General features: G+C 70.8%; 11 protein-coding genes. 3 read left to right on the forward strand and 8 right to left on the reverse strand.

What is annotated here, in order from left to right:
• Window positions 1–3: 3 nt before the first annotated feature.
• The 3 genes from AB0333_RS07260 to AB0333_RS07270 form a co-directional block, all read right to left on the reverse strand.
• Window positions 4–1,077, reverse strand: coding sequence for a transketolase C-terminal domain-containing protein (locus AB0333_RS07260; RefSeq protein ID WP_366218020.1), 1,074 nt, complete (start codon window positions 1,075–1,077; stop codon window positions 4–6).
• Window positions 1,074–2,270 (reverse strand): thiamine pyrophosphate-dependent enzyme, encoded by a 1,197-nt coding sequence (locus AB0333_RS07265; RefSeq protein ID WP_366218022.1) that lies wholly within the window; start codon window positions 2,268–2,270, stop codon window positions 1,074–1,076. Before AB0333_RS07265 ends, AB0333_RS07260 begins: the two co-directional genes overlap by 4 nt.
• 153 nt (window positions 2,271–2,423) lie before the next feature.
• Window positions 2,424–3,533: a histidinol-phosphate transaminase gene (locus AB0333_RS07270; RefSeq protein WP_366218024.1), complete on the reverse strand. Its 1,110-nt coding sequence runs from the start codon at window positions 3,531–3,533 to the stop codon at window positions 2,424–2,426.
• An 82-nt stretch (window positions 3,534–3,615) separates the two neighbouring features.
• On the opposite strand from AB0333_RS07270, the gene AB0333_RS07275 reads away from it, so the two are divergent.
• Window positions 3,616–4,038 carry a phage holin family protein gene (locus AB0333_RS07275; RefSeq protein ID WP_313818011.1) on the forward strand — a complete coding sequence of 141 codons (423 nt, stop codon included), beginning with the start codon at window positions 3,616–3,618 and terminating at the stop codon, window positions 4,036–4,038.
• A 1,578-nt stretch (window positions 4,039–5,616) separates the two neighbouring features.
• Here AB0333_RS07275 and AB0333_RS07280 read toward each other — a convergent pair.
• The gene (locus AB0333_RS07280) at window positions 5,617–6,078 is read right to left on the reverse strand and encodes a hypothetical protein (protein ID WP_366218026.1); all 462 of its coding nucleotides are present in this window, start codon (window positions 6,076–6,078) and stop codon (window positions 5,617–5,619) included.
• A gap of 189 nt (window positions 6,079–6,267) precedes the next feature.
• Here AB0333_RS07280 and AB0333_RS07285 point away from each other — a divergent pair, with 189 nt between their 5' ends.
• Together AB0333_RS07285 and AB0333_RS07290 are read left to right on the forward strand one after the other, a co-directional pair.
• Window positions 6,268–6,882 carry a flavin reductase family protein gene (locus AB0333_RS07285; protein WP_366218028.1) on the forward strand — a complete coding sequence of 205 codons (615 nt, stop codon included), beginning with the start codon at window positions 6,268–6,270 and terminating at the stop codon, window positions 6,880–6,882.
• Between the two features lie 175 nt (window positions 6,883–7,057).
• Window positions 7,058–8,554 carry a DUF1846 domain-containing protein gene (locus AB0333_RS07290; protein WP_366218114.1) on the forward strand — a complete coding sequence of 499 codons (1,497 nt, stop codon included), beginning with the start codon at window positions 7,058–7,060 and terminating at the stop codon, window positions 8,552–8,554.
• A gap of 47 nt (window positions 8,555–8,601) precedes the next feature.
• On the opposite strand, the gene AB0333_RS07295 is transcribed toward AB0333_RS07290, so the two are convergent.
• The 4 genes from AB0333_RS07295 to AB0333_RS07310 form a co-directional block, all read right to left on the reverse strand.
• Window positions 8,602–10,011 carry an aldehyde dehydrogenase family protein gene (locus AB0333_RS07295; RefSeq protein ID WP_366218115.1) on the reverse strand — a complete coding sequence of 470 codons (1,410 nt, stop codon included), beginning with the start codon at window positions 10,009–10,011 and terminating at the stop codon, window positions 8,602–8,604.
• Between the two features lie 161 nt (window positions 10,012–10,172).
• Entirely contained in the window at window positions 10,173–11,687 is a 1,515-nt protein-coding gene (locus tag AB0333_RS07300; protein ID WP_366218030.1) for an APC family permease, read from the reverse strand.
• A 177-nt stretch (window positions 11,688–11,864) separates the two neighbouring features.
• Window positions 11,865–12,797: a helix-turn-helix domain-containing protein gene (locus tag AB0333_RS07305; RefSeq protein WP_366218032.1), complete on the reverse strand. Its 933-nt coding sequence runs from the start codon at window positions 12,795–12,797 to the stop codon at window positions 11,865–11,867.
• Window positions 12,798–13,021: 224 nt separating this feature from the next.
• The gene (locus AB0333_RS07310; RefSeq protein ID WP_366218034.1) at window positions 13,022–13,690 is read right to left on the reverse strand and encodes a TetR/AcrR family transcriptional regulator; all 669 of its coding nucleotides are present in this window, start codon (window positions 13,688–13,690) and stop codon (window positions 13,022–13,024) included.
• Window positions 13,691–13,769: the final 79 nt, after the last annotated feature.

The raw sequence follows: 13,769 nt of genomic DNA on the forward strand, positions 1-13,769 counted from the left end.
CGTTCAGTACGCGAAGGTGCGGTCGACGGCGTCGAGGATTCGGTCCAGGTCCGGCAGGTACTGCTCCTCCACACGGGACGGCGGGTAGGGCAGGTGGAAGCCGCCGACGCGGATGATGGGCGCCTCGAGGTGCAGGAAGGACCGCTCGGTCAGGCGGGCGGCGATCTCCCCGCCGAGCCCGCCGAACGTGGGCGCCTCGTGGGCGACCACCATGCGGCCGGTCTTCTCGAGGGAAGCCTGCAGGGTGTCGAAGTCGATCGGGGACAGTGAACGGAGGTCCACCACCTCGACCGAGCGCCCGTCCTCGGCTGCGGCGTTCGCGGCGGCCAACGCGACCGGGACCAGAGGCCCGTAGGCGGCGATCGTCACGTCCGTGCCTTCGCGCACCACCTGGGCCTGGAAGGCGCCGAGCCCGCCGTGGCCCTCCGCGGCCAGGTCGACCTGGCCCTTGAGCCAATAGCGGCGCTTGGGCTCGAAGATGATGACCGGGTCCTGCGACTGGATGCCCTGGCGTGTCATCCAGTAGGCGTCCTGCGCGTTGGAGGGGGTGATGATCCGCAGGCCGGGGGTGTGGGCGAACAGCGCCTCGGGTGATTCCGAGTGGTGCTCGATCGAGCCGATGCCGCCGCCGTAGGGGATGCGGATGGTCACCGGCACGGTGGCGGTGCCCCGGGTGCGGGCACGCAGCTTGGCCAGCTGGGTGGTGATCTGGTTGAAACCCGGGAACACGAAGCCGTCGAACTGGATCTCGGTGACGGGCCGGTAGCCGCGCAGGGCCAGGCCGATGGACGTGCCGATGATGCCGGACTCGGCCAGCGGTGAATCCACCACGCGACCGGCGCCGTAGGTGGCCTTCAGCCCCTCGGTCACCCGGTAGACGCCGCCCAGGGAGCCGATGTCCTCGCCCATGAGCAGGGTCTTCGGATCGGCGGCGAGTTCATCCGCCAGGGCCCGGTTGATGGCCTTGGCGATGGTCAGGGTCTCGACGGCGGCCGCGCCGTCGGCAGGCTGGCTGGGCCGCTCGGCTGAGGGCGCTCCGGGCCGGCCGCCCGGCAGGGTGGTGCTTTCGGCGGTCATGCCCGACGTCCTTCCTCTGCTCCATCAGCCTCGTCTGCTGTCTCTGCGAATCCGGCCTGCCACGCACGGTGCCAGGCCTTCTCCTCGGCCACGAGTGGGTGGGGTTCCGCATACACCGTGTCGAACACGGCCTCCAGCGGCGCGATGGCGTCTCCGGTCATGGCCAGCACGGCCTCGCGGCTCTGGGCGGCCAACCGCTCCCCCTCGGCGGCGACGTCGGCGAAGAAGGCCTCCGGGTCGGCGCCGGCGGCCCCGGTCGCCCGCAGGTACTTCTCCAGACGGGCCATCGGGTCGACGCCGGCCCAGGCCGACTCCTCGTCCCGAGTCCGGTACTTCGTGGGGTCATCGGCGGTGGTGTGCGCCCCGACCCGGAAGGTGTGGGCCTCCACGAGGACGGGGCCGGCTCCGGTGCGGGCCTGTTCCGCCGCCCACGCGGTCACGGCGTACATGGCCAAGGGGTCGTTGCCGTCCACGGTGACGCCCTCGAAGCCGTAGCCCGCGGCGCGTTGTGCGAGCGGGACGCGGGTCTGGGTGGAGGCGGGCACGGAGATGGCCCACTGGTTGTTCTGGCAGAAGAACACCACGGGCAGGTTGAAGCTGGCGGCGAAGACCATGGACTCGTGGACGTCGCCCTCGGAGGAGGCCCCGTCCCCGAAGCACGCCAGCGCGATCTGGCCCTCGCGCTGCAGGCGGTCGGCGTCCCAGCCGGCCTGGTCCCGCTGGATGCCCCAGGCGTAGCCGGTGGCGTGCAGGGTCTGGGCGGCGAGCACCAGGGTGTAGGGCTGGAGGCGGTGGTCCTCGGCGGTCCAACCGGCATGCGCGGCCCCGCGGAACAGCTCGAACAGTTGGCCCGGGGTGACGCCGCGGCCCAGGGCGAAGAGATGCTCGCGGTAGGTCGGGAAGATCCAGTCGGAGTCGTGCAGCGCGGCCAGGGCGCCGGCCTGGGCGCCCTCCTGGCCGATGGCGGGGACCCAGAGGGCGAGTTGGCCCTGCCGCTGCAGGGAGGTGCCCTCGGAGTCCACCCGGCGCTCGGTGGCCATGAGCCGGTACATCCGCTGCAGGGCCGCCTCGTCGAGGTCGGCGAGGTAGGGCGTGAACCTGGCGTCCTCGTGCAGGGTGCCGTCGGCGTCCAGCAGGCGGACGGCGCCGTCCGGCAACTCGGTCACCGTGGTCGGCGGCTGCGGTTCGTTCACGTGGAACTCCTTCTCCCCCGGCACGTCCGGCGCCGGTCCGGGGTCAAGCCTAGTCCCGCCGGCCCCTACTCGCGCGTTGAACGACGCCGGACCAGCACCTTTCGCTGCCTCCGCCGCGCCCGCGGCACGCACCCGGAGGGTGGGGCTGGGAGGCTAGGCGGCCGGCGTCGGGCCTGCGGGGAAGTCCTCACAGACCTGGAGGAAGCGCGTGTTGGCCTCCTCCTCGCCGATCGTGACGCGAACGCCCTCGGTGCCGAAGCCGCGCACGGCCAGCGCCCGGCGGCCGGCCGCCGCGAGGAACTCGGGCGTGCGGTCACCCAGGGGCAGCCAGACGAGGTTGCCCTGGGAGTCGGGGACGTCCCAGCCGAGGGCGGCCAGGCCGGCCAGCACGCGCTCTCGCTCGGAGACGACCGTCGCCACGCGTTCGTTGACCTCGTCGATGTGGTCGAGGGAGGCGATGGCAGCCTGCTCCGCCACCGAGGACACGGCGAAAGGTGTGGCCAGGACACGCAGGTACTGGGTGACGTGCGGGTGGGAGATGGAGTACCCGACCCGCAGATTCGCCAGCCCATGGGCCTTGGAAAACGTCCGCAGCACTGCCACGTTGGGGTGCCGGCGATAGACCTCCACGGCATCGACGGCGTCCGGCTGGGTGATGAACTCGGTGTAGGCCTCGTCAAGGACCACCAGCACGTCCTGCGGCACCTTCGCCAGGAACGCCTCGACCTCCGCCCCGGTGAGGGCGGGTCCCGTCGGGTTGTTCGGCGTGCAGACGATGATGACGCGGGTGCGCTCGGTGATGGCCGCGGCCATGGCGTCCAGGTCATGGCGGAAATCGGCGGTCAGCGGGACCTGGATGTCCTTGGCCCCGGCCGCCCGGACGACGATCGGGTAGGCCTCGAAGGAACGCCACGCGTAGATGACCTCGTCCTGGGTGCCGTCCGGGTGCGTGCCGGCGTAGGTGGTGATGATCTGCGTCAGCGCCCCGAGGGAGCCGGCCCCGGTGACGATGTCCTGCGGGGAGACCTGGAGGTGCTCGCCCAGGCGCTCGCGCAGGGCGGTGGACAGCGGGTCCGGGTAGCGGCAGATGTCCGTGAACCGCTCCAGGACCGCACGGACCGCGGGCACCGGGCCGAACGGGTTCTCGTTGGAGGAGAGCTTGTAGGGCGTGAGCCCCTCCACCGGGGCGGCGGGCTTGCCCGCCGCATAGGCCGGTAATTGGCTGAGGACCGGGCGCGGGCGGATGGGCTGCGGTTCGTTCATGGCTCACCAGCCTAGTCGCGGGTCGCGAACAACTGACGTGCCCCCAGGGCGTGTCCACAGCGGGGCGTGGGACGATGGCCCCATGGTGAAGTTCCTCCTCCGCGTCATCGTCAACGGCCTGGCCCTCTGGGTGGCCACCCTGATCCTGCCCGGCATGGAGGTCATCCCCTCCGACACCTTCGGCGACACCGGCGACACCACCCTGAACACGGTGATCGCCTACCTCGTCATCGGGCTGGTGTTCGGCGCCGTGAACGCGGTGGTCAAGCCGGTCATCTCCCTGCTCTCCCTGCCCCTGACCTGCCTGACCCTGGGCCTGTTCACGATCATCATCAACGCCGGCATGCTCATGCTGACCGTCTGGCTGACCTCCTATCTGCCGATGCAGGTCACGGTGGACGCGTTCTGGTGGACGGCGGTCTTCGCGGCCGTCATCATCTCGATCGTGTCCATGCTGGCCAACGGCGTCCTCGGCCTCTCCGGCGCGAACTCCCGGCGGGACTGACGCGCCGTCCTCGCCGTCCGCGCCGTCTGCGGCGGCGAGGACGGATGACGCGGGTTGCCCGGGCGGATCCGTTCCAGCTGCACCGATCGGGTCACGCCGCCGGCGGCGGTCAGGGTGCCGAGATGGGCCAGGGCCGGCGCCCGGTGGGCCACCTCCGGATCGGCGTCGATCCGTTCGCCGTGGAACCGGTAGTTCTCGAACAGGTGCCCTGACATGAGGTCCCGCCCCTCGGGATACAGCTCCTCCCGGTACCCGCTCACCGTGATGGTGGCCCGATGGGCGCCCTGCGGGTTGGGCCGGCCGTCCGCAGCGGCCGGCAGATCCTCCTCGTGCTCCAGGTGGACGGTCTCCACTCCCTCGGGGACGGCCATCTCCCCCGTGGGCGATCCGATGGTCATCAGCCCCTGCACGTCATAGGCCGCCGCGATCCTCGGGTCGGCGGCGGCCCGCGCGGCATGCATGCCGCCCTGGCTGTAGCCCGTCAGCACGAGGGCGTCGCCCTGGCCGGCTCCCGCCTGGCGGAGCGCATCGTCGATCGCCGCGGTCATGTGCTGCGAGTCGAAGGCCAAGGCCTCGGCGTTGCCATCCATGCTCAGGGGGTTGGTGGACCAGCCGCTGGCGTCCTTGGAGTCACCCGGCTGGGTGCCGGGGATCGCCACCAGCCACACCGTCTCCGGGGTGCCGGGAGCGCCGGGGGTGATCCGGGTGATCTGGATCGAGCCCGGGGCCGCCGCGCGCGCCCGGTCCAGATGGTCCATGACCTGCGTGATGGTGCCCCGCCCCTCGGGCGTCCACGTCTCGTCCCACTCGTCGGCCAGGGGAACCTTCTCCTGGGTTCGAACCGGGCCGATCTGAACGATCCCGGCCCCCGAACCCAGCACCGTGAGCAGCGGCCACAGCCGCTCTGGCCCGGACAGGGCACCGCTGACGCCCTCATCCCGGGCCGCATAGCCGGCGGCGTCCGAGGCCACCCGGAATCCCACACCGAGCCCCAGGGACAGTGTCCCGAGCAGCCCCGCGATGACCTCGGGAGCGGCCTGCACGGCCAGTTCCGTGATCGGCTGCGGGATGGGCTGGTTGGAGAGGGCGAGCACTGCCGCGGAGACGAAGGCGGCATGGCCGGCCAGTTCGACGACGGCGCGCTGGGCGGCCGCCTCCGCGTCGCGGTAGGCCTCGGCGGCAGACCGCACGCCGAGGTACAGCACGTCGGCCTCGGCACTGATGGACAGCAACCCGGAGGACAACGTTGCCGTGCGTGCCGCCAGAGCCCGGCCCGCTCCGGTCTGGGCCGCCGCCAGGGCCAGGACGGAGCCCGCCCCCGCGGCCCGCATGGACAGGGCCGCCGCCTCGTCCGTGGCCGCCGCCAAGAGGAAGCTGCCCCGTTCCAGATCGTCCAGGTTGGCGTGGATGCTCGTCGGCCCACCGCGGAGGGAGAACGACGGCGGCGCCTCGCCACGCCCGTCCTCCGTCCGTCCGGGAACGCCGTCCACTCCGTCCAGGAGGCCAGGACGGCCGACGCCGGCGGGCACGGTCGCCGTCATCGTGCCGGGTGCGGCCGCGGCCAGCGGTCCCGCCACCTCAGCACATCCCCAGGGTGGCGGCGCTGGCCACCGTGGCCTTCACCGTGTTGAGGCTGGCCCGCAGCTGACCGATTCTCCCGTGCAGCTCATCGATCGCCACCCGGGCCAGCACCGCGGATTCCTCCGCCAGCTCGGCCAGGTCCGCGGCCCGCCCGCGCAGGCGGTCGCCCCGGTCCAGGAACGCAGTGCCGGCCGGCGAGCGCCAGTCCAGGACCGAGAGGCGGTGGACTGATGCGGCCACGCCGCGGGTGCCCGTCCCGACCAGCCGCAACTCCTCGACCACCTGGTACAGCTGTGCCACCGCCGCCTCCAGGAGACGGAGCTGCTGTTCGTCTCCGAAGAGGACGTCCAGGGCCGTCCCGACCACCGGGCACAGCACGTCCGGATCGATGACCGGAAGGGGCAGTGTCCCGCCCACCAACCCGTGGACCATCGGCGCTCCACCGTGGGGTACTGTCATGCCCGTCCTCCCGCCCTGCGCTGCCCCGGTTTCCGCCGGCCACAGCCCCGTCATTCCTGCTGTCCCCGACGCTAGGCACTCCCCTCGGCTCGCGGGTGACTGTCAGGGGCTAGTGGGGATAAGACCAGAGCACGTGGCGTGCTGTGGAGGACGGCACGGCCGCACCGGAGGTGCTGGAAGACTGTCCCCATGACCAACCCCCGCACTGAGTTCGATCCGGCACACCTCGGCGACCGCGAGACGACCCTGCTGGTGAAGTCGATCCTCATCCCGAGGCCCATCGCCTGGGTGGGGACCGTGGACGCACACGGCACCGCGAATCTGGCCCCGCACTCGTTCTTCACGATGGTCTCCGAGGAGCCGCCGATCGTGATGTTCTCCTCGACCTCGCGCAAGGACTCCCTGACCAATGCCGAGGCCACCGGCGAGTTCACCGTCTCGCTGGTGGCCCGGCGGCAGTTCGAGGCGGCCAATCAGACCTCGGCGCGCTATGCCCCGGAGGTGGACGAGTTCCAGGCCGTGGGCATCGAGGCCGAGCCTTCGGCCGTCGTCGCGCCTCCGCGGGTGGCCGGTTCGCCCGCGGTCATGGAGTGCACCGTGGAACGCATCATCGAGGTCGGAGGGAACCACATGGTGCTCGGCCGCGTGGTGCAGGTGGCGGTGGACACCGACACCCTGGACACCGATGCCCGCGGCCGGACGCTTCCCCTGGCGCAGCGGCTCGATCCGCTGACCCGATTGGGGCGCAACGAGTGGGGCACCCTCGGTGAGGTGCTGGCGATCGACCGACCGCAGGGCGCGTAGCCCGGCGGACGTCCGGCCCGGGTGCTAGCTTGACGTCGTGGCCTCGTCGATCTCCCCCTCCGCTCCGTCAGCTCCCGAAACCCCTGGATCTCCCGCCCAGAGCACGCCCTCGGCGTCCGCTCCCGGGGGGGCTGCGGGCCCGGCCGGGGCCGCCTCGTCCGCTGCGCCGAATGGGCTGCCGGGGCACCGGACGGGCTTCGACCGGGAGAGCTACATCGAGCTGCAGTCCCGCCACATCGAGGAGCGGCGCCAGGCGATCGGCGGCAAGCTGTACCTGGAGATGGGTGGGAAGCTCTTCGACGACCACCATGCCTCGCGCGTGATGCCCGGCTTCACCCCGGACAACAAGATCGCCATGCTGGAGCGCATCAAGGACGAGCTCGAGATCCTCATCTGCCTCAACGCGAAGGACCTGGAACGCCAGAAGGTCCGGGCCGACCTGGGGATCCCCTACGAGGAGGACGTGCTGCGGCTGGTGGACGTGTTCCGCGAGCGCGGCTTCCTGGTCCAGCACGTGGTGCTGACCCAGTTGGAGGACTCGAACCAGGTGGCGCAGGCCTTCAGTGAGCGCCTCGAGCGGCTGGGGCTGACGGTCGCCCGTCACCGCGTGATCCCGGGCTACCCGCAGGACACCAGGCGGATCGTCTCCGAAGAGGGCTTCGGGCTGAACGACTACTCCGAGACCACCCGGGACGTCGTGGTGGTCACCGCACCCGGGCCGGGCTCCGGCAAGCTCGCCACGTGCCTCTCGCAGGTGTACCACGATCACGCCCGGGGCATCTCGTCCGGTTATGCCAAGTTCGAGACGTTCCCCATCTGGAACCTGCCCCTGGACCACCCGGTGAACCTCGCCTATGAGGCCGCCACCGCGGACCTGGATGACATCAACCTGATCGACCCGTTCCACCTCGCGGCCTATGGCGAACAGGTCACCAGCTACAACCGGGACGTGGAGGTGTTCCCGCTCCTGAAGGCCCTACTGGAGAAGCTCACCGGTTCCTCCCCGTATGCCTCTCCCACAGACATGGGCGTGAACCTGGCGGGCAGCTGCATCGTGGACGATGAGGTGTGCCGCGAGGCCTCCCGCCAGGAGATCGTGCGCCGCTACTACAAGGCCCTGGTGGATGAACGCAGCAACGACCGCGAGGCGGACATCTCCGAACGCGTGGCCATGGTGATGTCCCGGGCGGGCTGCGGCACCGAGGACCGCGCCGTCGTCGCCCCCGCCCTGGCGATCGAGGAGGTCACCGAGGCTCCCGGCTCCGCCATCGAGCTGGCCGACGGGACCATCGTCACCGGCAAGACCTCCGGCCTGCTGGGCTGTTCTGCGGCCATGCTGTTGAACGCGCTGAAGCACCTCGCCGGGATCGAGGACAGCGTCCACCTGCTCTCCCCCGCCGCGATCGAGCCGATCCAGACCCTCAAGACCGAGCACCTGGGCTCTCGGAATCCGCGGCTGCACACGGACGAGGTGCTGATCGCCCTCTCCGTCTCCGCCGCCGCGGATCCGCACGCGCGGGCGGCGCTGGCGCAGCTGCGCAACCTGACCGGCTGCGACGTCCACACCACCACCATCCTGGGCACCGTGGACGAGGACATCTTCCGCAACCTCGGCATGCTGGTCACCTCGGAGCCCCGGTTCCAGCGCAAGGCGCTGTACCGCAAGAGGTGACCCCGGGGTCGGGCCCGACGCCGGCCCGCCCCCGGATCAGGTGTCGGTCACCAGCTGGTGACCTTGGGCAGCGCGACCGACTTCAGACCCTCGACGCCGAACTCGAGCCCGTATCCGGACTTCTTGACGCCGCCGAAGGGCACCCGTGGGTCCACGGCCCCGTGCTTGTTGATCCACGTGGTGCCGGCCTCCAGCCGTGCCGCCACCGCCCGGGCCTCGTCCAGGTCGGTACCCCACACGGAGGAGCCCAGGCCCACGTCGAGACCGTTGGCCCAGCCGATGACCTCGTCCAGGGTGGTGTACTTGACGATCGGCAGCGCCGGACCGAACTGCTCCTGGGCCACCAGCGGGTTGTCGTTGTCCACGTCCGCCACCAGGGTGGTCGGGTAGAAGTAGCCGGGCTGGTCCTGCTGCGGGTCGCCACCGGTGAGGATCCGGGCGCCGGCGGACCGGGCCTGCTCGACCAGTCCGGAGACGATGTCGAACTGCTGCCGGTTCTGCAGCGGCCCGAGGACGTTCTCCTCTTCAAGCCCGACGCCCATGGGCATCTTCTTGGCCACGTCCACCAGGGCCTCGCACATCTGGTCGTACTGGGACTCGTGCACGTAGAGCCGCTTCAACGCCGCGCAGGTCTGTCCGGTGTTGATGAAGGCCCCCCAGAAGACGCCTTCGGCGATCGCCTCGGGGTCGGCGTCCGGCAGGACGATGCCGGCGTCGTTGCCGCCCAGCTCCAGGGTCAGCCGCTTGAGCGTGTCCGCGGCGGAGCGCATGATCGCCTGGCCGGTGGAGGTGGACCCGGTGAACATCAGCTTGTCCACCCCGGCGTGGGCCGTCAGGCCGGCACCGAGCTCGCCGCCACCGGGCACCACCTGCAGCACCCCGGCCGGCAGCACCTGGTTCAGCACGGCGCCCAGAGCCAGCACGGACAGCGGGGTGTACTCGGAGGGCTTGAGCACCACGGTGTTGCCCATCCGCAGGGAGGGTGCGATCTGCCAGATGGAGATCATCATCGGCCAGTTCCACGGACCGATTGCCCCGACCACTCCCACCGGCACGTACTCCAGGACCGCCTGGCCGGACTCGTCGTCCACGAGCACCTCGGGCTCGAGCTCGAAGGCGGCATTGGCCCGCAGCCAGGACGCGCAGGCCCCGACCTCGAAGCGGGCGTTCGGCCCGTTGAGCGGCTTGCCCTGCTCTCGAGACAGCAGTTCGGCCAAGGCCTCGGCCGAAGCCTCGATGGCGTCCGCGGCCCGGTTCAGGGACGCGGAGCGGTCGGCGTGCGAGATGCCCGCCCACCCCGACTGGGCCGCGCGGGCGGTGGCGACGGCGGCGTCCAGGTCCGCCTCAGAGCGCTGCGGCGCGCGTCCGACGACGGCCCCGGTGGCCGGGTCCTTCATCTGGACTCCCTGCCCCTCGGGTGCCTGGATCGCGGCCAACAGCGCCTCGTAACTGGTCAGGTCGGTGACGGACGGCGTCGTCTGGGTGGTGGTCTCGGAGGTCATCATGGTCCTTTCATCGGAGGCCGGCGGTTCGGAAAGCCGGCCGAGATTCACTAACAGGGGCTCGAGGCGGTTACGGCACGGGGAGGGCCAGGTGGTGGTGCCCGGCGTCGGGAAACTCAGTCCAGTTGACCACCCGCACCGATGCCCCGGTAGGTCTCGGGCCGGCGGCTGCGCAGCCCCCACGCCCACAGGGTCCCGAGCAGTCCGGGCACCAGCACGATGGCCGGCAGCAGCCAGCTCAGCACGCTGTACCCCTCGGAGCCGATCAGCACGTTGAAGTTCGCCACGATCATCACGAACAGGACGATCAGTCCCACTGCCGCCAGGCCAGGCGCCACGACCCGGGTCCAGAACGAGTACTCCGCGGCGAACCGGCGAAGGAAGCCGAGCACGGCCAGGGAGGTCAACGCCATGAGCAGCACCAGGCCGAAGGCGCCCATGTTCGTCAACCAGGTGAAGAGCGTCAGGACCGGGAAGAGCGGATCATCGGAGCCGGCTCCGGCGAGGCCGAAGACGAGGATAACCACCAGGGCCACCCCGGACTGGGCCAGCGAGCCGGCCACGGGGGCACCCGAGCGCCGTCCCGTCCGCTCCAGCCAACCGGGCAGGACGCGCTCGCGCCCCAGGGCGAAGAAATACCGGGCCACGATGTTGTGGAAGGCCACGAGGGCGGCGAACAGGCTGGTGATGAACATCAGGTTCGCCAGGGTCACGAACCACTCGCCGGCGTTCTCGGCGAGGAAGACGAACATCAGGTCGGGGCCGAACTCCTGGGAGCGGGCGATGACGTTCGAGGCACCTTCGCCGACCACCATGGCCCAGGAGGAGAACGCGTAGAACAGGGCGATGACGCTGATGGCGATGAGCGTGGCGACGCCCGCCGTGCGGCGCGGGTCCTTGACCTCCTCGTTGTAGATGGCGCCAGACTCGAAACCCATGAAGGCGGCGATGGAGAAGGCGAGGGCCGCACCGACGCCGCTGGCGAACAGCTGGTCGGGGACCAGGCCGTCGGCCGTCACGCCCTCGGGCGCGGCGCCGAACGACATCACGTCGAAGACGACCACCACGAGGAACTCCAGGGCCACGACGATGCCGAGGACTTTGGCGGAGAGGTCCACGCGGTTGATGCCCATCAGGCCCACCACCACCCACGCCGCCAGGGCGCACACCCACCACGGCACGGAGAGGCCGATGACCCCGGCGAGGAAGGAGGACAGGGCGAAGCCGAACATGCCGGCGATCCCGATCTGCATGCAGTTGTAGGCCACGACGGCCACGAGCGACGCCCCCACTCCCACGGGCTTGCCGAGCCCTTTGGCGATGTAGGCGTAGAAGGCACCGGCGTTGTGGACATGCCGGCTCATCGCCGCATAGCCGATGGAGAACAGCACCAGCACCACGCCGAGCACGATGAAGGACAGCGGGATGCCGACGAGTGAGGTGACCGCGAAGTTGCTGGGCACGCCTCCGGCCACCACGGTCAGCGGGGCGGAGGCGGCGATGATCATGAAGACCAGCGCAGGGATGCCGATCCGGCGCGCGCCCAGGCGTCCGCCGTCGACCAGGGGTGGCCGGTCGGTGCCCGGGGTGGCCCCCGGAGCACTGCGCCGGGTGGTGGTGGGGTGGGACATCGTCGTCTCCTGGGTCAGGACCGGCGGTGGGGGGATCCGGTGCCGGTGGGCCGTCCACGCCGGGCCCGGATGCAGGCTCCGGCGAGGATTGCCACCAGACTGGCCCCACCGGGGGCCCGGCGGCTTGGCCCTGGGGGCACGGCCCTTGACGATCCGCGCACGACGTCGGCCGTCACCTCAGCGGTGCGCGTGGCGGAACTGCGCCGGGGACTGGCCGTACTCGGCCCGGAACAGGCGCGAGAAGTGGGCCGGGTCCGCCAGGCCCCAACGAGCGCCGATCGCCCCGACGGGTGTGTCCCGGTGAAGGGGATCCTGCAGGTCCCGGCGGCAGTGCTCGAGCCGGCGCTCGCGGATCCACCGGGCCACGGTGTGATCCGTCCGGCCGAAGAGCTGGTGCAGCGCGCGGGTGGACAGATAGTGGGCGGCGGCGATCATCTCCGGTCCCAGATCCGGATTGGCCAGCTGGGACTCGATGAAATGGTGGACCCGGCGCAGCAGCCGTGCCTGCTGGGTGTCCTCGGCCCCGGGGCGCGAATAGAGCTCGTCCGCCAGGACGGTGGCCAGCAGATCCACGACGTTCAGTGCCAGCCGATGGCCGATCGGACCGTCCAGCGTCGGCAGCATCGCCCCGATCTGGGTGATGAACGGGGCTACCGCCTGGCCGAGGCGGTGGCCGGCACCCATGGTGGTGGCCGTCAGCTCCCGGACGTCGTCGGCGGACAGCCCCGTGAGTTGGCGGGGGAACATCAGGACCAGGGTGGAGAAATCGTCGTCGAAGGACAGCGAGTAGGGCCGCTCCGTATCGTAGATCGCCAGGTCGCCGGGCTGCAGGAGCGTCTCCCGCCCATCCTGTACCAGCAACCCGTGGCCGCTGACCTGGAGATTGAGCTTGTAGTACCCGGGACCGGCCCGGCCGATGAGTTCCGGAGTGCGGATCACGGCATGCGGACCGGCCGTCACCTGCATCATGGCCAGCTCCCGGAGGCGCCGGCCCGCCAGCAGCCCGGAGAACATCCGGGGCCGCGCCTGCTCGGCCTCGAGCGGCACGAAGGAGTCGGAGATGAGCCGGCGCCACCGGACGAAGTCGGCGGCCGTTTCCTGCTGGTACATGGTGGACCTCCTGGAGACGGGAGTGGGTGTTCCCGGGACAGGCCTGGAGGGGGAAGAGCACCGGCCACCTGCCGGCGTCGTGGATGTGGCCCGGGTCACGTGTGCAGACCACTGTAGGCGGCCCGGCCCCCCGCGTCACCGTTTTCTCTCCGCCCGGAGGAAAACCGCACACCCTTCCGGCTGCCCAGGCGCGCCACCGGGCGCATCCGGCCCGAGCCCTGCTGTCAGCGAGCCGCGCGCAGGTGGGCCAACTGGGCGGCCAATTGCCGCTCCAGGTCCGCGGGGGTCGTTGCGGCCCGGTCGATGACCGCGGAGATCTGGCTGCCGAGCATGAAGTTCAGCAGCACATCGCCACTGGAGGGGATGTCCACCCCGGCGTCGAGATCGCCGGCCTCGCGGGCCTGATCCATCCACGTGGCCATCGAGCGGCGCCATTGGGCCATGGAGGCATTGTTGAGCTCACTGCCCCGCAGCTCATGCGCCGCCTCCTGCCAGAAGGAGATCACCACCCGCGCCTCGTCCAACCGGTCCGCGTCCAGCGGCAGGACCTCGCGGCAGAACGCCTCCAGGGCCATCAGGCCCTCCCGGCCCCGGGTGGCCACCGCCACCCGCTGGTTGGTCCGATCGAAGACGAAGGCGTAGGTCGCCTCGATCAACGCGGCCTTCGTGGGGAAATAGGGCTTCAGAGAGCCATTGGCGAATCCGGCCTCCGCTGCGATCTGACGCATGGTGGCCGCGGAGAGGCCCCGCCGGGCGATGATCCGCCAGGTCGCCTCCACCAGCTCCCGCTTGCGTTGCTGATGGTCCACCACCTTCGGCATCCCCGCCCCTTCCGCCCTGGTGCCGCGGCCCCGCCGCACGAGCCGTGCCGCTGTCACCGTCGACTCGAACATTCTGCCACCGAGTCCGTCGGCGTCGAGCAGCGGACTCTTGCCACCACCGCCGCCGGCGTTTATTCTCTACAACTGTAGA

The organism is Citricoccus sp. NPDC079358 (assembly GCF_040702545.1).
Classification (GTDB): domain Bacteria; phylum Actinomycetota; class Actinomycetes; order Actinomycetales; family Micrococcaceae; genus Citricoccus.